Genomic DNA, 20,697 nt, shown 5'->3' with positions numbered 1-20,697 from the left:
TTAAGCCTCCTTAAGCGCCTGGGCGCGCACGCAGCTCATCACCACGTTGCCGACGATCTCATCGACGGGCGCAGAGCGCGAGCAATCGCACACGATCTTCTTGAAGCCCTGAAGCATGGGGCCGTAAGCATTGGCGCCGGTCAGATTCTGGATGATCTTGACGCCGATATTGCCCACGTTGATATCGGGCCAGATGACCACGTTGGCCTGCCCTGCAACAGCGGATTCGCGATGAACCTTCTTGGCCGCAACCTTGGGGTTAATCGCCGAATCAAACTGGAACTCGCCGTCGATGGCAAGGTCGGGACGGCGATCGTTGGCAATCTCGCGAGCACGACGTACCTTGTCGACGAGTTCGTTATCCATCGAACCGTCAGTCGAATGCGAAAGCAGCGCGCAACGGATATCCCATCCGGTCAGCGAGCGTACCGTTTCGCTCGACGAAATCGCGATCGAGGCAAGCTCCTCGCTCGTGGGGTCAACGCACACGGCAGAATCGCCAAAAGCCAAAAGGCCACCTTCGCCGCCATTCCAGTTGGGGATGTCGGCGATACCGCACGAGCTCACGGTGTCCACCCCGTCGGCAAGGCCGACGATGGCCTGACCAGCCAGGATAATATCGCCCGTAGCGTTATCGATACCGGCGAACATAACGTCGACATCGCCGAGCACCTGCAAAATCAGGGCGCGCTCAAGCGGACGCGTCATACGGCGCGCAGCGCCCTTGGGCTTAAACTTGCAATCCGGATGAGAAAGGTAGCGCTCGCAGCAAGCGGCGTTCGCCTCCTCGTCGGTCACATCGACAATCTCGATGCCGTCAAGGGAGATGCCGCGCTCATCGGCAAGCTCCTTGAGCTTGCCGCCATCGCCGACCAGCACACATTCGGCAAGATGCTCGGCGGCGATCTTTGCGACCGCCTGCATCATGGTCTCGTTTTCGCCCTCGGGAAAAGCAACGCGCATAGGCTTGGCGGCAGCCTGCTCGCGCAGGGTCTGCATCAGGTCCATGGCAGTTACTCCATCTCTTCGGCAGTGCGCTCGATAAGCTCGCCGATGGTCTTCATGACCATGACCTCGCGAACGGGGACCTCGGCATCGAGCTCGTTCTCGATCATGGAGGTCAGAGCGATCATCTTCATCGAGCCCTTGCCCAGGGTCTCAAACGTCGTCTCGGGGGTCACATCGCCGTCATAGTTGTAGGCGGACTTGGCAAAATCGCAGATCTGTTGAGTGAGTTCTTCGTTCATGATGGTGCCTTTCAATCGAAAAAGAGGGGCGACCACGGCGGGCTGGAGACATGGGTCCCGCCGTGGCCTAAGAGAGGAATCGAATTGTTGCAGGGGTGAAAACCTAATCGTCAAGCTCGAACGTAAGCTCTTTATAGCCTGGACGGTCGATAACCTTGGCATGGACGCCAACGGTCTCGCCCGCCATGAGCTTGGCGCGAATCTCGGGGGCCTTCTTCTTGGTAATGCCGTAGATGACGTAGGTGTACTGAGAACCCTCGTCGATATCGACGGCGCCGTAGGCGTACTTGCCATACTCCTTGAGATAGGGCTTGTCGTTCTGCGGACCAGGCAGGGTAAAATCGATCAGATGCCCGTGACCGGAAACCTGGACCCAATCGGTCTTGTGATAGCCGCAGGCATTGCAGGCAAGGTGGGGCGGAAACTCGACGGCTCCGCACTCGGGGCACTGGCGCGCCCAATAGATGCCCTCTTCAAGACCCGTGTAGAACTTCTTGACCACGGGCTCCATATCTTTGAGTTGCATGAGAATACTCCTTATGGGAAATCGAAAACCGCGGTCGCTTAGGCGACGGTACGAAGGATCTGGCAGCGCACGTTCTGAGAACCGCCAAAACCGCGCAGGAAAGCCGTTTCGGGAACCTTCTTCATCTGGGTGGCACCGGCGACGCCACGCATCTGCTTAACGGCCTCGACGATATCGGCGATGCCGGATGCGCCATGGGCGTGACCGAAGTTGCAACGGCCACCGTGCGGATTGATGGGCTTATCGCCGTCAAAAGCGGTGCGACCATCGATCGCGTACTTCCAGGCCTCGCCGCGCGGAATATAGCCGCACTCCTCGGCCGAGACGATCTCGGAAGCCAGGAAGAAGTCGTTGCACATGAACAGGTCAATCTCATCGGGGCTCACGCCGGTAAGGTCATAGACCTGCTTGGCGGCAAGCTCGGTAGCCCAGTGCTCGTTGTGGAGCAGACCGGCCTCGACAGCAGAGGCGCCCGTACCCAGAACCTCAATAGGCGCATACGGCACGCCCATGGCCTTTGCCTTCTCCGTGGGCATTACGACAACAGCGGCGGCGCCGTCGCACTTCTTCTCAAAGCCGGTAACGCGCAGGTACTGCGTAACGCGCGGGTTGTACATGCTCTTGAGATACTCGTCGGCGGTATCGAACCCAGCTGCCTTCGCGTCCTCCTCGACCGTGGTCTCGTACCAGGCAAGGGGATTCAGGACGGCACCGCGGCGAAGGCTCTTGGTAAGGCCGTTCAGGGCATCATCGATCTGATCGGCGGTAAGGTCGTACTGCATCGAATACTCGTTGATCCAGTTGTCGAACGACACGCCAAAGGCGCCGTCGAGCGGACGACCATAAGCGCGGTCATAAATCTTATCGAGCGAGGGGATCATGACGTCGAGCGTAAAGTCCTGACGAATATGGGAGGGCATGTGCTCAACGGGAAGAGTCGAAGCCAAATCGCAGGCACCCGTAAGGACAACATCGTAGGCACCGGAGGCGACTGCCATCACGGCCTGCTCAAGGGCGACGTAGCCCGTGCAGCAAGCCTCGGAATGATGGACAGAGCCCTTGGCACGAACGCCAAACCAATCGGCAACCTGCATGTTGGGGGTAATGCAATCGCCAACGAGATACGGATTGGCGCTGCCGTGATAGAAAAAGTCGATATCGCGGGGCTCAAGACCGGCATCGGCAATTGCCTCGAGAGCCGCATAGCCAAACGCCTCGCCCTCGCCAATACCCTGGGTCTCGGGATGCTCCTCAAAATCCTTGAACGGGGTGCAGCCTACGCCTACAATCGAGACGCTGCGCATGTTCTTTCCGAGCGTAACCACTGAATATCACATCCTAATCATGTGAAGGTGTACGGAATGATGGCGCAGTCCAGCCGCGAGCGAAGGTGAGAGAGCGCTCGCGGCTTTTCTGTGCCGTCAGACGTTGAACTACTGCAGTGGTTCTTTTGAACGTAGCTTTAGTTTACGAGGGGTTAAACGAAACGCGTGAGACAAAAAGCCCCGATGTGTCCCATCATATGGGACACATCGGGGCTAGGCGTTCCAAATAGCAGATAAATGGCCATACTTAAATCGATTCATAGGGCCGGATTACTCTGAATCCGCAACCTATGCAACCGTTCATCCCTAAAAATCAGCCGTTCACCCGAGCGGCTTTTCAAAATCGGGGATACGTGGGTGCCAATGGCGCGAGGCGTCGTCGACAAACAACGGCGCATAGAACATGCGATTGAGCGCGGCGGCAACGGTGCGCGCCTCCAAATCGGGACGGACCTCGAGCCAGTACTGGATAAGGTTATGGTGACCCGCGAGAGCGAAAGCCAGATACAGGTCAAGATCGGTCTCGTCAGAAAACGTTGAGCGCAGACGGTCGCGAAAATACTCATGCATAAAAACCGTAGCCTTATGCGTGAACACGGGGTCCCCGTTTTCACTGTTGAGCGCGAGCACCTTCGAACGATTGCGCTGCAGGATCTCCATACGCTTAATCATCGTCGGCGTCGGATCGAGCTGAGCGTCACCAAAGCGCGCCTCAAGGGCAACGTTGTTAATCTCTTGCATGTTGTGGAGCAGATCGTCCTCAAATCGCTTAACAACGTCGTCAACAGAACGATAGCAGCGGTAAAACGTCGATTTCGAGGTGTGCGCGAGCCTCAGCACATCGGTCACCTTGATCGCCTGCACCGGCGTCGTCCCCATAAGTTCAAAGACGGCATCCTCGATCCGTGAAGCGATATCGTTTTGAGCGTTCAGCGGCATAGCGGCCTCCCCTATTAGCGATTGGCTCCTATGCTACCCGAAAGGTATGCTCCCTGAGGACGATACGAGGCATAGAGCGCGCCGCACAAGAGATGACGCAGCGACCGTATGTCACCGACGAAGTATTCCATCCACCGGGCATGCCATCTTTGCGAGGGTCAATCGAAAACCCGACGCCTTCAGCCTTGAGGATGGCCTCGATACGCGTCCACGTCTGACTCAGGCGAAGATTGCGTTCTTGCAAATTGGGGGCAGCGTTAATCCACACGCGCTCGTCGTCGTTTGCCATACGCCCAACCGCAACGGGGACAATCTCATCAATCGCCTCGATATCCACGCCAATAGGTCCTCCGACCGACCGAGCAACATCGGAAACAGCGAGGACGGCCACGCTTCCGCCATGTGAAATGGAAATAGAGGGGGCCTCCCCATCCGCAAGCTCGATCTTGCCGAAAGCAGAACACGCAAGCTGGGTGTCGTCGAAGACACCCAGGGCGTTGCGAAGAAGCAGACCCACGCCTGCAGCTTCTCTCCGAGACGCAATTGGGAAATCCCCATTGGAGGCACGTAAGGCATAGCGTCCCGCGATTGATGCCATATCAACGGTCTCGCCGGGATCGATCGCTGAAACGTCAACGAGATGCACGGTTATGTTCAAAATGGTCAACCCCCACTCGATTGAGATGACAAGGCTAAACAGACGCTCAGAACCACTCTTTCATGAATTGAGATACCTTTTGCCGGCGATTTGGCGACCCATTTGGCGACCAAAACAAAACAGCCCAGAGGACATAGCCTCTGAGCTGCGAACATTTGGTGGGCGTTAGAAGATTTGAACTTCTGACCTCTTCCGTGTCAGGGAAGCGCTCTCCCCCTGAGCTAAACGCCCAAATGGAGCGGACAACGGGGCTCGAACCCGCGACCCCAACCTTGGCAAGGTTGTGCTCTACCAACTGAGCCATGTCCGCCTGCGAGGATTTAATATACGGGATGATCCACCCGAATGCAAGAACTATTTTCAAATAATTTGAAAAAGTTCCCGAACATAACCTACCCCACTTTACCCTTCGTCACGTTAGGGGAACAAAAAATGAAGAGGAAGAGCGCCGACAGCGAGCGACGCCCCAGTGCCCCGGATCGACCCGAAGCAAGCGGGCGCAGGCTGGATAGCCGCGCCCGTGAAGCTGAGGGGCGAGGCGGGGTGCTGGGGCGCCGCGCAGCGTCAACAAAAAACGCGGTTCGTTAGAACCGCGTAAGATAGTTGGAGCGGACAACGGGGCTCGAACCCGCGACCCCAACCTTGGCAAGGTTGTGCTCTACCAACTGAGCCATGTCCGCATATGTAAAACAAAACGGGCGCCGGAGCGCCCGGATGTTGCCTGGAGGCGAAGCCCGGATTCGAACCGGGGGTAAAGGCTTTGCAGGCCTCTGCCTTACCACTTGGCCACTTCGCCGAAAAAGGACCGCTTGAGACGGTCCGGAAATGCAATGGAGCGGACAACGGGGCTCGAACCCGCGACCCCAACCTTGGCAAGGTTGTGCTCTACCAACTGAGCCATGTCCGCTTGCGGGTTATTAATTTACGCGAGTTGTCCTAAAGACGCAAGTACTTTTTTCAAAAAAGTTGTCCAAAGAAAGTTCATGCAGGTAAATAACGCCAAGTCAAGGCGCTATGCGCACGATTCCAATGCCGAGCTAAACAACTTCACCATCCGAACGCGCGTGCCGGCGCCATCCGTACGACGGGCAACTTCCACATTATCGACGAGCATGCGCATAAGCTTGATACCTCGCCCGCGCTCCTCAGAAGCCACCGGCTCGCTCGCCCCATCGATAGAATAGCCAGCGCCCCGATCAAGCACCTCGAGCACAACGCGGTCCCCATAGGCCTGAACCGTCAGGATGCAGCCAACACCGCCCGCATGGTCATATGCGTTACCCAATGCCTCCCCCAACGCCAATGCGACGTCATAGCGCTCATCACGCCTCAGGGGAAGCGATTCGAGGAGCTCGGCCACACGGTGCCGATAATACGGGAGATTCTCGATGCCTCGCTGCACTTCGACGCTCTTGCTCCATCGCGGCAACTCCCCCACCGGAATGGCGGGAATCGACTCCCGCGCCGGGCCCGCGACATGCAGGATGTCGACAAGTCGGGCAATTTCCAAAAAGCGAACAACCTCATCGGAGGCGTTAACGAGCGAAAGCAGCCCCTCATGCCTCATAAACTCTCTGGCACGTGTAAGCAAAAACGCCAAGCCCGTCGAGTCGATAAAGCCCACGGTCTGGCAATTGATGACAACACGACGCACGCCCCGGTCGATCAAATTATCCAACCGTCGGCGCAGTGCGGGCACCGAGGCGATGTCGATATCGCCCGGTGGCGTCAAAACCGCTATGTCATTCCATTCATTCATACGACCATGGTTCCCCAAAAGAGCTCGCTCGATGCACACGTATCTGCAACCGCGCAGATTTCGCCCGTCAGGCGTCGTGACCTACGATCGACCCCGTAAAAACTCAAGGGAAACCAGCGCGATGTCATCGTTCAGCGCCGACTCGGTAAAGCGGTCAAGCTCGCCCAAGACCTTGCCGCAGATTCCCGATACGCCCTCACCCGAGACAGAGAGCAAAAGGTCGCGAAGGCGCTGCTCGCCAAAAAAAGCACCCGAGCGATCACGTGCTTCGATTGTTCCATCGGTATACATAAATAGCATGTCACCAGGAGCGAACGTAAACACGCCCATCTCGTAGACCATGCTCTCAAAGGCACCGATCACGCCCGATTGGCACCCAAGGAGCTCCACTTCTCCGCCTCGGGCTTCACCGCCACCAAGCGGCGTCGACGACGGCCTAATGACCATAGTGGGAGGATGTCCCGCCGAGCAATAGGTAGCGCGGCCCGCCTTAAGATCGATCTTGGCGATAAACGCCGTCACAAACGTCTCGACCCTCGAAAAGCCCATGAGCATGCTATTGAGCGAGCGTGCCATACGGGCAGGCCCCGCACCCTCCCAGGCATAGGCCGTCAGCGCCGTCTTGACGAGCGCCGACATCGACGCCGCCTCGATTCCCTTGCCGGATACATCGCCCAAAATCATAACGGCGCAATCGTCGGGAAGTCGGACAAGCGTATAGAAGTCACCGCCGACCAACGCAGAATTCGTTGCCGATAGGTATACCGAATCGGTTGCAATGCCCGGAACGTCACCAAGCGAATTTCTCATGCCAATCTGAAGCGTCTGAGCGATATGACGCTCTTCGCGCTTTTGAGATTCGCCCTCATAGATCAGCTCAAAGTCATGCGCCAGATGCACCAGGTAGTCGTATTCAAGGTCGTCAATTGGTTCTTGGCTGCCATCGCGGAGTAGCAAAGCGCGTCTCGTCGGCCCCTTGGCGATATCAGCGGGAACGATCGCATCGTTGCTTCGTTTGCCATCCGCTTCCGAGTGGTAGCGCCCCGCTTCGATGCCGGAGTCGACATAAAGTCCCTGACACGGTAGGCCGTGGGCCCTCAACCATGCACCCATAGACGTGGATTCGTCCACACGTGTAAGGCGCACGTGCTTGAGATCGTCAGCGCTCGTCCCGCCCAACACCGAAGTCTCAAACCCGTCGGGGGCTGCCCCCAGGCGCGCTGCTGGCGCCGTGACAGAAAAGAAGAGTGACTCCGGATCGTCCGGCAGCGCCACACGACTGCCACCCTCAAAATCGATGACATAGGTTTCGAGGCCCGCATCATATTCCACGGGGCAGAAATGACAATTGAGCACCGCGCAGATTTCCGTCGACACCGCTCGCGAAGCGGCAACAGGATCATCGAGATAGGTAAACAGTTCGTCGCGCAGCAAATTGAGTGAGCGACCGAGCTCCGCAGTGCGGCGCGAACGTAAGCTCGACGCCATGCCGACCAGCTGAATAGACAGGTAATCGCAAATGACCTCGAGCACGTTAACGTCATAGGCAAGTGGCGCCTGGGGGCGTTTCCAGCCAACTTCCAACACGCCAAGGACCTGCGTGCCGTAAAACACGGGAAGACAGATCTCGCTGCGATACGGGGGCATATCCTGCACGCGCAGCAAGTGCTTGGAACGATTGTCCAAATCCATGAACATACCCGAAGCAACCCGGTCGCCCTCAAGGTCCTGCTGAATCGACAGGCGACAGGCACGCGACTCGCGAAGCACGTAGGTCGGAATGCCCGCGCCGTACGGCATAAACTCGGGCAGATAGCTGTCCTCAAGCTCCTTAGAAACACCACGGAGCTTAAAGCCGCCGCTCTCGGAAAAATAGATAGCCGCACCGGAGGCATCGAGCGTTCCAACGAGCTGATTCAAAACGGTATCGAGCAAGCTGGGGAGCTCATCGGAGCCCACGGTACTCATAATGACCGAAAGGGTACCCGAAAGGCGTTTATTCGCCACCCTAAGCTCCGATAGCGCACGTTTGAGCTGACGATCGTGGGAATACTGCTCTTCGATGCTGTGAAGTGCCACCAGGACACGCGGTGCACGACGTCCAAAGATACGCGGAGGCGTAACGGAACCCGCGCGAACCAAGACGGGAATAAAAGATCCGTCGCTCAGCTTGAGCATCAGCTCGCTCTCGGAGCCATCGGTCTCAAACGGCAGACGATGTTCGGTCGCGCGCTCAAAGGCAGACGAGTACAGAACGTCTTTGACATCACCGCCGATGACGTCAGCGCGATCCTCGCACATCAGGTCGAGCAAACGGTTATTCACATGCAGAATGGTTCCGTCGAGCTCACAGATGATGACAGCATCGCTCGTGATCTCGACCAGTTGGGCAACGTCTGCCCACTCGTTGCGCTCAAGCGTTTCCATCGTGGACCTCACCGTCTATCGGTAACAAAAAAGCCTCCGAAGAGGCTTCTCAGATGCAATGGTGTCGGAGGCGGGACTTGAACCCGCATGACCAAAAAGCGGTCACTAGCACCTCAAGCTAGCGCGTCTGCCAATTCCGCCACTCCGACATGCTATGTTGTTGATTCGCGGTTCATTTTGTTGGACCCGCGCGTTCAACGAGGTAGATAATAACCTATGATTCGAGAACTGTGCAAGCACTTTTTTGAAAAAAGTTTACGAATTTGTAAATGAGCAGGTAGATCTATATGTCCGGTCCCGAATCGGTGTTGCCTCCCGGCGCGTCCTCGGGCATGAGCGATATTTTGCTACGCACTTCGTGCTGCAAAATATCGCTCCCCCTGCGGATTGCGCCGGGAGGCAACACCGATTCGGGACCTGCAAATACGTACTTCAGGCACAGTTCTCAAACATGTTCTGAGGGCTGATACAAATTTAGCGGCTCGGCTTTGCCGAGCCCTTATATAAGGAGGCCGGAGCTAAAGCTCCGGCCTCGCTTAATTTCTCATTAATTTAAGTGAGCGCTCAGGGAATCGCACTCCCCCTGCCGAGTTACCGCAGGGCCCGCCCTGTTGTTACTTTTCAGAACATCCCGCAGGACGGAGGAAGCCCCGCAGCGCGTAGCGCGCAGCGGGGCTTCCGACATGTCCGAGGACGTTCTGAAAAGTAACAACAGGGCGGGCCCGGACGAGAACAACCGACTACAGGTCGATGTGCGATTCCTTGATCGGGAACGGCTCGGCGAAGTGGCAGGCGCAGCAGTGGCCCGGTGCAACTTCCTTAAACTCAGGAAGCTTCTCGGAGCAGATGCCCTGCGCGATCGGGCAGCGCGTGTGGAAACGGCAGCCGGTCGGCGGATCCAGCGGTGACGGCGGATCGCCGGCGAGGATGATGCGCTTGCGGGTCTTCTGGATATCAGGATCGGGCACCGGCACGGCAGACAGCAGCGACTGCGTGTACGGATGGTGAGGCTCGCTGTAGAGCGTCTTCCAGTCCGAAACCTCGACCATCTTACCCAGGTACATAACGGCAACGCGATCGGAGATGTGCTGCACGACGGAGAGGTCGTGAGCAATGAAGAGATAAGCAGTACCGAACTTATCCTGAAGCTCCTTCAGCAGGTTCAAAACCTGGGCCTGAATGGAAACGTCAAGTGCAGAGACAGGCTCGTCGCAGATGATCAGCTTGGGCTTCAGAGCGAACGCGCGGGCAATGCCGACACGCTGACGCTGACCGCCGGAGAACTCGTGCGGATAGCGGTTGATGTGCTCGGGGTTCAGACCGACGACGTCCAGCAGCTCGCGGACACGCTCAATACGCTCCTCCTTGGTGCCCACGCCGTGAATGGTCATGGGCTCGGAGACGATCTCGCCGATGGTCATACGAGGGTTGAGCGAAGCATAGGGATCCTGGAAGATAAACTGCATCTCGCGACGCATGTCCTTGATCTCATGTTTGCTCATCTCGGCAACATCTTTGCCCTGGAAGAACACCTTACCGGCGGTCGGCTTGGTCAAGCGCATGATGGTGCGACCCGTCGTGGACTTACCGCAACCAGACTCACCAACCAGACCAAAGGTCTCGCCAGGATAAATCTCAAAAGAGATGTCATTTACAGCAGAGACGACACGCTTGGAAAAACGCTTGGCGAACATGCCGGACTCAGCGGGGAACTCCTTAGAGAGGTGCTCGACCTTCAGCAACGGAGTACGCTCGTTGGTATCTGCCATTACGCCTCGCCTCCCTTCTTGGAATCCTTGCGCGTACGGGACGTCTCAGGAGCGTTCTTGAGAAACTCGGGGTCACCGGAGTAGTGGCATGCAGAGTAATGACCAGACTCGGTGACAACGCGCTCGGGGCGCTGCTTGCGGCACTTATCGGTCGCATAGGGACAACGAGGCGAGAACACGCAGCCCTCGGGCAGGTTCATGAGCGAAGGCGGGTTGCCGTGAATCGGCGTAAGTGGCTTCTTCTCTTCGATGGCCTGCTCCGGGATGGAGCGGATAAGGCCCCAGGTGTAGGGGTGGCGGCTCTCGTAGAAGATTTCCTCAGCAGTACCGAACTCGACGGGACGGCCGGCGTACATAACCATGATCTTGTCGGCCATGTCGGCGACGACGCCCAGGTCATGGGTAATCATGATGATGGCGTTGCCGTTCTTCTCCTGCATTTCCTGCATAAGCTCAATAATCTGAGCCTGGATGGTAACGTCCAGAGCCGTCGTGGGCTCGTCGGCAATCAGAATATCGGGATCGCAGGCAAGAGCCATGGCAATCATGACGCGCTGACGCATACCGCCAGAGAACTGGTGCGGATACTCGTTGACGCGCTTCTCGGGCTCGGGAATACCCACGAGGTCCAAAAGCTCGGTGGCACGCTTGAGTGCCTCCTGCTTGGAGTAGCCACGGTGCAGACGAAGGCCCTCACCCACCTGCTTGCCGATCTTATAGACCGGGTTCAAGGAGGTCATAGGATCTTGAAAGATCATCGCGATATCGTTGCCGCGAATGTGCTGCATCTCTTCCTCGGTCATCTCGAGGATAGAACGACCGCGATAGCGAACGTCGCCGCCCTCGATCTTCCCCGGAGGCATCGAAATAAGGCCCATGATGGTCATGGCGGTCACGGACTTACCGGAGCCGGACTCACCGACGACGCCAAGGGTCTCGCCGCGATCGAGCGTGTAGGAGACACCGTCGACAGCGCGAACGACGCCATCCTCGGTGTGGAAATACATCTTAAGGTCATCGACCTCGAGCAGATGCTGGCCCTCAGGAACCGGCTGGTCCTTCAGGTCCACATAGTTCTTGTTCTTCTTCATCCTTATGCGTCCTTCATCTTGACGTCGAGGGCGTCGCGCAGACCATCACCCAACAGGGTGAAGGCGAGCACCGTCGAGAGAATTGCCAGACCGGGCATGATCATCATCCAGGGAGCGGTCAGAAGATACTGCTGACCGTCCTGAATCATGGAGCCCCACGAAGGCGTAGGCGGAATAACGCCCATGCCGAGGAAGGACAGAGCGGACTCGGTCAGAATGGCGCCACCAATGTTCATGGTCGCGTAGACCACGATGGAGGCGACGGAGTTCGGGAAGATGTGACGCACGACGATACGAGCATCAGATGCACCCATCGCGCGCGCAGCATCAACATAGTCGTTTTCCTTGACCGTCAAGATTGCAGAGCGGAAGACGCGCGCAATCGAAGGCCAGCCGAGAATACCGATGGCGATAAAGACGTTCTGAAGGCCACGGCCGATAACGGCGATCATGGCGACAACGAACAGCACGTACGGGAACGCCAGGAAGATGTCCGCACAGCGCATGATGATCGTATCCCAGATGCCGCCGTAGAAACCCGCCAGAGCACCCATGACCAGACCGATCAGCGTGGAGATCGCGGTGGCCATAATGCCGACGGACAGCGAAACGCGCGCACCGTAGATAACGCGGACGAGAATGTCACGACCAAGGGCGTCGGTGCCAAACGGGTGCTCTGCACACGGAGCCAGCAGCGACGTCTCGGCCATGGTGGTCGAGTCGGAAGCCGTCGGCGAACCGAGCCAGGGCTTAGCCCACAGATCTGCGGTCAGTGCAACCACAACGACGATGATGATCCAGCAGACACCGATAACGGCGAGCTTGTTCTTACGAAGACGCTTAAAAGCGTCGCCCCACAGCGTGCGGGACTTGGCGGGAGCAGATGCGGCCTTGGTGGCGGTAGCCTGCTCCTGAGACTGAGAATCAGTTTCCTGCATGAGACGTACCTCCCTTAGGCCTTATCCGACGGACCGCCAAGGCGGATGCGCGGGTCGAGGAATGCATAGCTAATGTCGACGAGCAGGTTGATCACCATAACGACGACGACGATGAGCGTAACGCCGCCCATAACGATGGGCCAGTCACGCATGCTAATGGCGCGATAGACCTCATAGCCGATACCGGGCCAGTTAAAGACCGTCTCGGTCAGGATGGCGCCCGAAAGCATGCCACCAAAGTCGACACCAATATAGGTAACGACGGGGATGAGTGCATTCTTAAGCGCATGCTTGACGATGATCGCGCGATTGGAGAGACCCTTCGCCTTTGCCGTACGGATGTAATCCTGGTTCATGACGTCAAGCAGCTGCGAGCGCATAATGCGGGCAGCATAAGCGGTCGAAACCGAAGCCAGCGTAATGGTCGGAAGCACATAGTGCATCCAATCCTGATACTGAGAGCTGGAACCGCCGGCACCCGAGATCGGCATGGAGATTGCACCGCCCGTGGCGTCCTTGAGGATGACGCCAAAGAACAGCTGCAGCAACATACCGAGCCAGAAGGCCGGGACCGCAACGAGGATCGACGTGGTGAGCGTTACCAAAATATCCCAGAAGGAATAACGCTTTACCGCCGAAATGATACCCGCACCGATACCCATAATTGCCTCGAGCACGATGGCGCACGCGGCAAGTTTGACCGTATACGGATACTTCTGGGCAAAGATTTCCGTAACCGGCAGCTTGCGCTGATACGAATTGCCCAGATCGCCATGAAGCAGGCCGTTCATGTAATACAAGTAACGGTCCACGAGCGACGTTTGAACGGGGTCGCCGTTCTCGTCAAGGATCGCGTTGCCGTCCTCGTCCGTCTGGACCAGGTGATAGCGGACGCGAAGCTGAAGCTCCACCTCGGGGGACAGAGCCTTGTCTCCACCGATCAGCTTGATCGGATCTCCCGGCACGATATTCTGGAGGGCGAACAGAATCAGCGTAACGCCCAAAAACACCGGGATGAACTGAAGCACACGTTTAACGATGTACTTACCCATACCACTCCCCTATCTAGGGATTAACCTAAATGGGATGCCGATCGCCAGACCGGCATCCCAAAATTACCATCAGCCAGTTTACCCCAGGTTAGGGAGAACTGTATGTTTCCCATGAGGTCTACGTAAATACTTGACCCTCACGGAAGCTGCAAACTCTTAGGCGAGCTCAGCGGTACCCAGATCGGCGTGCTTCTGCGGATCGACATAGAGGTGCTTAATGCGATCGGAGCCGGCGATGGTGTGCGTGTAGAACATAATCGGGATGACCGGGCAGTCGGCAGCGACCATTGCGTCGGCCTCCTGCATCTTAGCGACGCGCTCCTCGTCGTCAACAATAGTACGAGCCTCGTCGACCTTGGCGTCGAACTCGGGGTTGTTGTAACCGGAGCGGTTGTCGCCACCGAGGGAGTCGGAGTGGAACAGCGGATACAGGAAGTTGTCCATAATCGGGTAGTCGGCAATCCAACCCAGACGACCGAACTGATAGTTAAAGTTCTGATACTGCTCGAGCAGGGCAGACCACTCAGGGGTATCGGAAACAGCGGTAACGCCAACCTTGGCGAGGTCACCGATGATGGACTCCATGATCTCCTTGTGACCGCCGTCCTGGTTGTAGGACAGGGTCACGCTAATGCCACGATCGCCGTTAGCGCCAGCGGGAGCAACCTTGTCGAGGTACTCGTTAGCCTTGTCGACATCGTAGGCGCAGAACTCCCATGCGCCCTCCTTGTAGCCATCGATGCCCGGAGGAACAATGCCGTCGGCAGGGGTACGGGTACCCTTGAAGATGGTCTTGCAGATGGCCTCACGGTTAATGGCCAGGGAGATGCCCCTACGCAGGTCGGCGTTGTTGAACGGCTCGGCCGTGGTGTTGCAGGTCAGATAGTACGTGGAAGGCTCGGCGCCGAGCAGCATGCGCTCGCCGTCACCCATGGTGTAGCCGTCCTTGGACACGCCGCGATCCTTCTTGGCGGCATCGATCTGAGCGACGGGAACGTCGCAGACATCGAGGTTACCGGCCTGGAACTCCTTGTAAGCGGTCTCCATGTCCTTGATGACCTGGAAGTGGATGCCATCGATCTTGGCCTTGTCGCCATAGTAATCGTCGAACTTCTTGACGTTGATCTCCTGGCCATCCTCCCACTTGCCGTCCATCATGAACGGGCCGTTACCGACCGGGGCAAGATAGAAGCTCTTGACATCGGACTCGGCGCACTCGGGAACCGGGGCCAGAGCCGGGTGAGAGGCGACGAAGGGGAAGTCGGCGTAAGCGGAAGACAGCTTGACGACGAGGGTCTCATCGTCGGGGCAAGTAACACCGCTGAGCTCGGTAGCGTTACCGGCAAGCAGGTCGTCATAGCCCTCGACCATAGAAAGGTGATAGGAGACCTCGGAAGGGCCGTACTCGGTAGCGATGGCCGACTTGGTGTTGACCAGACGCTCCCAACCGAGCTTGAAGGACTTGGAGGTAACGTCGTCACCGTTGTGGAACTTGGCCTTCTTGATCTTGAAGGTGAACTCGGTGGCGTCGTCGTTGGCCTCAAAGGACTCGCAAGCCAGCGGAACGATCTCGCCCTTCTCGGCGTCATAAGAGGTCAGAGCATCAAAGAGCTGGTACTCGACCTGAGTGCCCTGGTCCTCCTGGACGTTATAGGGATCGATGCAGACCGGGTTGTTGATGTAGAAGTTCAGCGTCGAACCGGACTCAGAACCGGAAGCGTCGCCGCCCTTCTTGCCGCATGCGGCAAGAAAAGCCATGGAGCTCGCAGCAAGGGTACCGCCGACAAAGGCGCGACGACCCATAACGGGCTGGTGGAACATAGAATCAGCCATGCCATCCTCCTTATGAGATAGGACAAAGTAAGTTCGGTCGGGCAACGTCAAGACAGCCCAATCGAACCATTCAAACGCGGTCCGCCGTTTTGGCTGGTTATACAAAGCGGGCCAACGTATTGCAATACAGTAGCGCATTTTATGCACGATTTGGGGCTAATTCCGGTTAACGGTCGAGATTTTCTTTAGTTGGGCGAAGTATATGAGGATATTTTGACTCTGTTACAAATATGTAAACAAAAAGGGTCCCGCACTTGCGGAACCCTTTTCAAGTATTTATGTGGCTCGAGCTTAATAGCCGACGATGCCCTGCGGGAAGAAGAACATGCACAGGACGACGCACACGGCAAAAACGACGGCCATAATTACCGTCAGGCGATCGAGGTTCTGCTCCATGACGCCCGTGGCAGAGCTGGAGTTATACAGCGAGCTGGCAATCATATCCGAAACGCCGGTGCCCTTACCGGAATGCATCAGGACGAGAATCGTCAGCGCCACGGCAGAGACAGCCCAAACGACAAACAGAAGAATCTGGAACGGACCCATAGATAAGCTCCTTAATAGAACAATTCAAACTCCAGTACTGTACCACAACCCCCGACACTCCCCCACCTGCCATTTGGGGACGGGGCAGATATGGCAGAAATACCAAAAAAGGGGGGTTGCCCGAATATGGACAACCCCCTTCAAAGAAACGCTTGGCGTTTTCTTTTAGGCCTCGGTGGCGAGCACGCGACCCGTCATCTCGGCGGAAGGCTCAATACCAGCCATGGTGAGCATGGTCGGAGCGATATCGGAAAGACGACCGTCCTCGATACCGGTGAGCTTGGCCTTCTCATCAACGATGATGAACGGAACGCGGTTGGTGGTGTGAGCCGTAAACGGATGCTTGGAACCGTCGGAAGCAACGTCAAACATGTGATCGGCGTTGCCGTGGTCGGCGGTGATCAGCGCAAAGCCGCCCTTGGCGAGAATCGCCGGGACAACCTTAGACAGGGCATCGTCAACGGCCTCGACGGCCTTAACGGCGGCGTCGAAGACACCGGTGTGACCAACCATGTCGCAGTTCGCGAAGTTCACGATGTAGAAATCAGCGCGATCCTCGTTGATGGCGGCGACAAGCTTCTCGGTAACCTCGGGAGCGCTCATCTCGGGCTGCAGATCGTAGGTAGCGACCTTGGGGGAAGCGACGAGCACGCGCTCCTCGCCCTCCTTGGGCTCCTCGATGCCGCCGTTGAGGAAGAACGTCACGTGGGCGTACTTCTCGGTCTCGGCGGTGTGCAGCTGCTTCAGGCCGTTGGCGGCGATAACGTCGGCCAGGACGTTCTCGGGGAACGTCTTGGGGAAGGCGACCTCGACGTCAAACGTCGGATCGTACTCGGTCATCGTCACAAAGTGCGAAAGCTTGATCTGCTCGCGCTCAAAGCCGTCGAACTCCTTGTCCGTGAACACGCGGGTCATCTGACGAGCGCGGTCGGGACGGAAGTTGAAGAAGATGGCCGCGTCGCCCTCGTGGATGCCCTCGTTGTGGGCAGCGAAGGGCTCGACGAACTCGTCGCCGCGCGGATCCTTCTCGTAGTAGGCCTTGATACCGGCAACAGGGTCGACATCGGCATCGGACGCGTTGACCATGACGTCGTAGGCACGCTGGATGCGCTCCCAACGGTTGTCGCGGTCCATGGCCCAATAACGGCCCGAGACGGTGGCAACGCGAGCGTCGCAACCGGTCTCCTCGGAGATCTTAGCCAGGAAGGCGCAGAACTCACTCATGTAGCCAGCGCCGGACTGCGGGTCAACGTCGCGGCCATCCATGAAGGCGTGGACGCGAACGGTCTTGACACCGTGCTCGGCAGCCATCTTGACCAGAGCCTCGACGTGGTTCATGTGAGAATGAACACCGCCAGGGCTCATAAGGCCCATGAGGTGAAGAGTCTTGCCGTCAGCCTTGACGTCGTCCATAGCCTTGACGAAGACCTCGTTCTTGGCGATGGAGCCGTCCTTGATGGCGTTGTTGATGCGCGAAAGCTCCTGGAACACGATGCGGCCGGCACCGATGTTGAGGTGACCCACCTCGGAGTTGCCCATCTGGCCATCGGGAAGACCCACGTCCTCGCCCGAAGCGCCGAGCGTGGTGTGGGGGTACTTCTCATACAGGCTATCAAGGAAGGGCGTCTTGGCAGCGGCGACGGCGTTCTCGCCATCGGACGGAGCCAGGCCGCAGCCGTCCATGATGATCAGGAGTGCAGGAAGATGACGTTGTGCCATATGTCCTACTCGCCTGCCTTGACGACCATAGAGGCGAAGTCGGCAGCCTTGAGCGAAGCGCCGCCCACGAGGGCGCCGTCAACGTCGGGCTTGGCGACGAGCTCGGCGATGTTACCGGGCTTGGCAGAGCCACCATAGAGAACGCGAATGCCGTTAGCGAGCTCCTCGCCGAACATCTCCTTGAGGGTCTCACGGATAGCGCCGCAGACCTCCTGAGCGTCCTCGGCGGTAGCGGTCTTGCCGGTGCCGATGGCCCAGATGGGCTCGTAGGCGACGACGACCTGCTTGGGGCAGGTGATCTCAAGACCAGCAAGGCCAGCCTTGACCTGGTTCACGACGTGCTCGACATAGGTGCCGGCCTCGCGGACCTCAAGGGACTCGCCGCAGCAGAAGACGGGAACAAGACCGGCGGCAACGAGAGCCTTAGCCTTCTTGTTCTGGTCCTCGTCGGTCTCGTGGAAGTAGTCGCGACGCTCGGAGTGACCGATGATGCAGTAGGTGCAGCCAGCGGACTTGAGCATGTCGCAAGAGGACTCACCGGTGAAGGCACCCTTGGCCTCCCAGTACACGTTCTGTGCACCGAGGGCAATGGGGGCAGCCTGAATACGGTCATGAACCGTGGTGATGTCGATGGTCGGAGGGCAGACGAGCACCTCGACGCCGGCCGGAACCTCGGGCAGAGCCTGAGCCAGCTCGTCGGCGAGCTTGGCGGCCTCGGCGACGTCGTTGTTCATCTTCCAGTTACCAGCGATAAGAAGGGTGCGATTAGGCATCGAGAAGCGCCTCCACTCCGGGCAGGGCCTTACCCTCGACGAGCTCCATGGAAGCGCCACCACCGGTGGAGATCCAGCTCATCTTGTCGGCCAGGTTGAACTTGTTGACAGCTGCGACAGAGTCGCCACCGCCGATGATCGAGGTGCAGTCGGCCTCGGCGACAGCCTCAGCAATAGCCTGGGTGCCGTGAGCGAAGTTGTCGAACTCGAAGACGCCCATGGGGCCATTCCAGAACACGGTCTTGGCGCCCTTGACGGCCTCGGCGTAGAGCTCCTCGGTCTTGGGGCCGATGTCCATACCCTCACGATCGTCGGGGATAGCGTCGGAAGCGACGACCTCGGGGACAGCGTCCTCGCCAAAGTGATCGGCAACGCGGTTGTCGATGGGGAGCAGGATCTTGACACCCTTCTCCTCAGCCTTCTTGAGCATCTCGCCGGCGCGCTCGACCCAGTCCTCTTCCTTGAGGGACTGACCGACGGTCAGGCCCTGAGCCAAGAAGAAGGTGTAGGCCATGCCGCCACCGATGATCAGGGTGTCAGCGGAGTCGATGAGGTGATCGAGAACGCCGATCTTGGAGGAAACCTTGGAACCGCCGACGATGGCGACGAAGGGGCGCTCGGGCTCGGCGAAGATGCCGGTCAGCGTGTCGACCTCCTTCTCGAGCAGGAAGCCGGCGACGGCAGGCAGGTAAGCGGCGGGGCCCACGACGGAACCCTGGGCGCGGTGAGCGGTGCCGAAGGCATCGAGAACGAAGACGTCACCATAGGAAGCGAGCTTCTTGGCGATCTCGGGATCGTTCTTCTTCTCACGCTTGTCAAAACGGACGTTCTCGAGAACGAGGACCTTGCCCGGCTCGACGGCGGCGACAGCCTCAGCAGCCTTCTCGCCGTAGGTGTCGGCGACAAAGGCAACGTCGAGACCAGAGAGCTCAGCGAGCTTCTTGGCGACGGGCTCGAGGGACAGCTCGGGCTGGAAGCCGGTGCCCTCGGGACGGCCGAGGTGGCTCATGAGGATGACGCGAGCGTTGTGCTCAACGAGGTAGTTGATGGTGGGCAGGGCAGCCTTGATACGGGTGGTGTCGCCAACGACGCCATCCTTGATAGGCACGTTAAAGTCAACGCGGACGAGAACGCGCTTTCCGTCGACATCGATGTCGCGGACGGTCTTCTTGGTAAAGGCCATGTTTGCTTCTACCTTTCGTACGTGTCTGCCTCCCATTACGGCAGACGATTTCTTATAAAAAGGGCGCGACCCTAGGGTGTAAGCCCTATAAGGCCGCGCCCTTCTTTAGACGCTCAACGAGCTATTCGCTAAAAGCTAAATTAAGCAACGAACTTCTCGAAGTACTTGATGGTGCGGACCATCTGAGAGGTGTAGGAGTTCTCGTTGTCGTACCAAGAGGTGACCTGAACGAGGGTCTGGCCGTTGCCGAGGTCAGAGCACATGGTCTGGGTGGCGTCGAAGATGGAGCCGTGGGTCTCGCCGATGATGTCGGTGGAGACGATGTCGTCCTCGTTGTAACCGAAGGTCTCGGAGATGGTGGCAGCGTAGGCCTTCATAGCAGCGTTGACCTCGTCGACGGTGACCTTCTTGTCAACGACAGCGTAGAGGTTGGTGATGGAGCCGGTCGGCGTCGGGACGCGCTGGGCGGCACCGATGAGCTTACCGTTGAGCTCGGGGAGAACCAGGCCGATAGCCTTGGCAGCACCGGTGGTGTTGGGGACGATGTTGACGGCGCAGGCGCGGCTACGACGCTTGTTGCCCTTGCGCTGCGGGCCGTCGAGCGGCATCTGGTCGCCGGTCCAGGCGTGAATGGTGGTCATGATGCCGGACACGATGGGAGCGAAGTCGTTCAGACCCTTGGCCATCGGGGCGAGGCAGTTGGTGGTGCAGGAAGCAGCGGAGATGATGTTGTCCTCAGCGGTCAGCGTCTCATGGTTGACGTTGTACACGATGGTGGGCAGATCGCTGCCGGCCGGAGCGGAGATGACGACCTTCTTGGCGCCAGCGTTGATGTGGGCCTGAGCCTTAGCCTTGCTGGTGTAGAAGCCGGTGCACTCGAGAACGACGTCGACGTCGAGGTCGCCCCAAGGC

18 protein-coding genes and 6 tRNA genes are annotated in these 20,697 nt (G+C 58.1%); all 24 read right to left on the bottom strand.

The genetic code is table 11. The features are described from left to right. Complete coding sequence (locus ABHR76_RS05500) at window positions 1–1,008, bottom strand: phosphate acyltransferase (RefSeq protein WP_117735332.1); 1,008 nt, start codon at window positions 1,006–1,008, stop codon at window positions 1–3. Window positions 1,009–1,013: 5 nt separating this feature from the next. Further along, window positions 1,014–1,247, bottom strand: coding sequence for an acyl carrier protein (locus ABHR76_RS05495; RefSeq protein WP_055251381.1), 234 nt, complete (start codon window positions 1,245–1,247; stop codon window positions 1,014–1,016). A gap of 103 nt (window positions 1,248–1,350) precedes the next feature. Next, window positions 1,351–1,773, bottom strand: a complete 423-nt coding sequence (locus tag ABHR76_RS05490) for a Zn-ribbon domain-containing OB-fold protein (protein ID WP_117583871.1) — start codon at window positions 1,771–1,773, stop codon at window positions 1,351–1,353. 38 nt (window positions 1,774–1,811) lie between these two features. After that, window positions 1,812–3,098 (bottom strand): thiolase family protein, encoded by a 1,287-nt coding sequence (locus ABHR76_RS05485; RefSeq protein WP_233502238.1) that lies wholly within the window; start codon window positions 3,096–3,098, stop codon window positions 1,812–1,814. A gap of 321 nt (window positions 3,099–3,419) precedes the next feature. Next, window positions 3,420–4,037, bottom strand: coding sequence for a TetR/AcrR family transcriptional regulator C-terminal domain-containing protein (locus ABHR76_RS05480; RefSeq protein WP_346977008.1), 618 nt, complete (start codon window positions 4,035–4,037; stop codon window positions 3,420–3,422). A gap of 28 nt (window positions 4,038–4,065) precedes the next feature. Next, window positions 4,066–4,704 (bottom strand): 4'-phosphopantetheinyl transferase family protein, encoded by a 639-nt coding sequence (locus ABHR76_RS05475; RefSeq protein WP_346977007.1) that lies wholly within the window; start codon window positions 4,702–4,704, stop codon window positions 4,066–4,068. 147 nt (window positions 4,705–4,851) lie between these two features. After that, window positions 4,852–4,926, bottom strand: a tRNA-Val gene (locus ABHR76_RS05470). Between the two features lie 3 nt (window positions 4,927–4,929). Continuing rightward, window positions 4,930–5,005, bottom strand: a tRNA-Gly gene (locus tag ABHR76_RS05465). Window positions 5,006–5,299: 294 nt separating this feature from the next. Further along, window positions 5,300–5,375: transfer RNA gene (locus tag ABHR76_RS05460), tRNA-Gly, on the bottom strand. A gap of 42 nt (window positions 5,376–5,417) precedes the next feature. Then, window positions 5,418–5,491: transfer RNA gene (locus ABHR76_RS05455), tRNA-Cys, on the bottom strand. Window positions 5,492–5,526: 35 nt separating this feature from the next. Next, a tRNA-Gly gene (locus tag ABHR76_RS05450) sits at window positions 5,527–5,602 on the bottom strand. 105 nt (window positions 5,603–5,707) lie between these two features. After that, a complete protein-coding gene (locus tag ABHR76_RS05445; protein ID WP_346977006.1) occupies window positions 5,708–6,454 on the bottom strand; it encodes an anti-sigma factor antagonist in 747 nt (248 codons plus the stop codon). A gap of 81 nt (window positions 6,455–6,535) precedes the next feature. Then, window positions 6,536–8,881 carry a SpoIIE family protein phosphatase gene (locus tag ABHR76_RS05440; RefSeq protein ID WP_346977005.1) on the bottom strand — a complete coding sequence of 782 codons (2,346 nt, stop codon included), beginning with the start codon at window positions 8,879–8,881 and terminating at the stop codon, window positions 6,536–6,538. A 59-nt stretch (window positions 8,882–8,940) separates the two neighbouring features. Further along, window positions 8,941–9,030: transfer RNA gene (locus ABHR76_RS05435), tRNA-Leu, on the bottom strand. 591 nt (window positions 9,031–9,621) lie between these two features. Beyond that, window positions 9,622–10,650, bottom strand: coding sequence for an ABC transporter ATP-binding protein (locus tag ABHR76_RS05430; RefSeq protein ID WP_022094888.1), 1,029 nt, complete (start codon window positions 10,648–10,650; stop codon window positions 9,622–9,624). Beyond that, window positions 10,650–11,741 (bottom strand): ABC transporter ATP-binding protein, encoded by a 1,092-nt coding sequence (locus ABHR76_RS05425; protein ID WP_022094887.1) that lies wholly within the window; start codon window positions 11,739–11,741, stop codon window positions 10,650–10,652. The genes ABHR76_RS05430 and ABHR76_RS05425 overlap by 1 nt, the downstream gene beginning before the upstream one ends. A 2-nt stretch (window positions 11,742–11,743) precedes the next feature. Beyond that, window positions 11,744–12,679 (bottom strand): ABC transporter permease, encoded by a 936-nt coding sequence (locus tag ABHR76_RS05420; RefSeq protein WP_035138881.1) that lies wholly within the window; start codon window positions 12,677–12,679, stop codon window positions 11,744–11,746. A gap of 14 nt (window positions 12,680–12,693) precedes the next feature. After that, a complete protein-coding gene (locus tag ABHR76_RS05415) occupies window positions 12,694–13,731 on the bottom strand; it encodes an ABC transporter permease (protein WP_117746680.1) in 1,038 nt (345 codons plus the stop codon). 156 nt (window positions 13,732–13,887) lie between these two features. After that, window positions 13,888–15,564, bottom strand: a complete 1,677-nt coding sequence (locus ABHR76_RS05410) for a peptide ABC transporter substrate-binding protein (RefSeq protein WP_346977004.1) — start codon at window positions 15,562–15,564, stop codon at window positions 13,888–13,890. Window positions 15,565–15,855: 291 nt separating this feature from the next. After that, window positions 15,856–16,110, bottom strand: coding sequence for a preprotein translocase subunit SecG (secG, locus tag ABHR76_RS05405; protein ID WP_006236144.1), 255 nt, complete (start codon window positions 16,108–16,110; stop codon window positions 15,856–15,858). A gap of 165 nt (window positions 16,111–16,275) precedes the next feature. Beyond that, a complete protein-coding gene (gpmI, locus tag ABHR76_RS05400; RefSeq protein WP_161144842.1) occupies window positions 16,276–17,829 on the bottom strand; it encodes a 2,3-bisphosphoglycerate-independent phosphoglycerate mutase in 1,554 nt (517 codons plus the stop codon). 5 nt (window positions 17,830–17,834) lie between these two features. Next, the gene (gene tpiA, locus ABHR76_RS05395; protein WP_022094882.1) at window positions 17,835–18,602 is read right to left on the bottom strand and encodes a triose-phosphate isomerase; all 768 of its coding nucleotides are present in this window, start codon (window positions 18,600–18,602) and stop codon (window positions 17,835–17,837) included. After that, window positions 18,595–19,785 (bottom strand): phosphoglycerate kinase, encoded by a 1,191-nt coding sequence (locus ABHR76_RS05390; RefSeq protein ID WP_099431437.1) that lies wholly within the window; start codon window positions 19,783–19,785, stop codon window positions 18,595–18,597. Before ABHR76_RS05390 ends, tpiA begins: the two co-directional genes overlap by 8 nt. A gap of 140 nt (window positions 19,786–19,925) precedes the next feature. Next, on the bottom strand, window positions 19,926–20,697 hold a 772-nt coding region (locus ABHR76_RS05385), incomplete at its 5' end, for a type I glyceraldehyde-3-phosphate dehydrogenase (protein ID WP_346977003.1).

The organism is Collinsella aerofaciens, assembly GCF_039752985.1.
Lineage (GTDB): Bacteria > Actinomycetota > Coriobacteriia > Coriobacteriales > Coriobacteriaceae > Collinsella > Collinsella aerofaciens_BT.
The sequence above is the reverse complement of the archived record's forward strand: the minus strand, read 5'-3'. Positions and strand labels throughout refer to the sequence as shown.

Excerpts from the sequence above, each read along its gene's own strand:
- ABHR76_RS05495 (WP_055251381.1), bottom strand. The coding sequence starts at position 1,247 with ATGAACGAAGAACTCACTCAACAGATCTGCGATTTTGCCAAGTCCGCC.
- ABHR76_RS05425 (WP_022094887.1), bottom strand. The coding sequence starts at position 11,741 with ATGAAGAAGAACAAGAACTATGTGGACCTGAAGGACCAGCCGGTTCCT.
- ABHR76_RS05410 (WP_346977004.1), bottom strand. The coding sequence starts at position 15,564 with ATGGCTGATTCTATGTTCCACCAGCCCGTTATGGGTCGTCGCGCCTTT.
- ABHR76_RS05390 (WP_099431437.1), bottom strand. The coding sequence starts at position 19,785 with ATGGCCTTTACCAAGAAGACCGTCCGCGACATCGATGTCGACGGAAAG.
- ABHR76_RS05500 (WP_117735332.1), bottom strand. The coding sequence starts at position 1,008 with ATGGACCTGATGCAGACCCTGCGCGAGCAGGCTGCCGCCAAGCCTATG.
- ABHR76_RS05490 (WP_117583871.1), bottom strand. The coding sequence starts at position 1,773 with ATGCAACTCAAAGATATGGAGCCCGTGGTCAAGAAGTTCTACACGGGT.
- tpiA (WP_022094882.1), bottom strand. The coding sequence starts at position 18,602 with ATGCCTAATCGCACCCTTCTTATCGCTGGTAACTGGAAGATGAACAAC.
- ABHR76_RS05415 (WP_117746680.1), bottom strand. The coding sequence starts at position 13,731 with ATGGGTAAGTACATCGTTAAACGTGTGCTTCAGTTCATCCCGGTGTTT.
- gpmI (WP_161144842.1), bottom strand. The coding sequence starts at position 17,829 with ATGGCACAACGTCATCTTCCTGCACTCCTGATCATCATGGACGGCTGC.
- ABHR76_RS05445 (WP_346977006.1), bottom strand. The coding sequence starts at position 6,454 with ATGAATGAATGGAATGACATAGCGGTTTTGACGCCACCGGGCGATATC.
- secG (WP_006236144.1), bottom strand. The coding sequence starts at position 16,110 with ATGGGTCCGTTCCAGATTCTTCTGTTTGTCGTTTGGGCTGTCTCTGCC.
- ABHR76_RS05430 (WP_022094888.1), bottom strand. The coding sequence starts at position 10,650 with ATGGCAGATACCAACGAGCGTACTCCGTTGCTGAAGGTCGAGCACCTC.
- ABHR76_RS05480 (WP_346977008.1), bottom strand. The coding sequence starts at position 4,037 with ATGCCGCTGAACGCTCAAAACGATATCGCTTCACGGATCGAGGATGCC.
- ABHR76_RS05440 (WP_346977005.1), bottom strand. The coding sequence starts at position 8,881 with ATGGAAACGCTTGAGCGCAACGAGTGGGCAGACGTTGCCCAACTGGTC.
- ABHR76_RS05420 (WP_035138881.1), bottom strand. The coding sequence starts at position 12,679 with ATGCAGGAAACTGATTCTCAGTCTCAGGAGCAGGCTACCGCCACCAAG.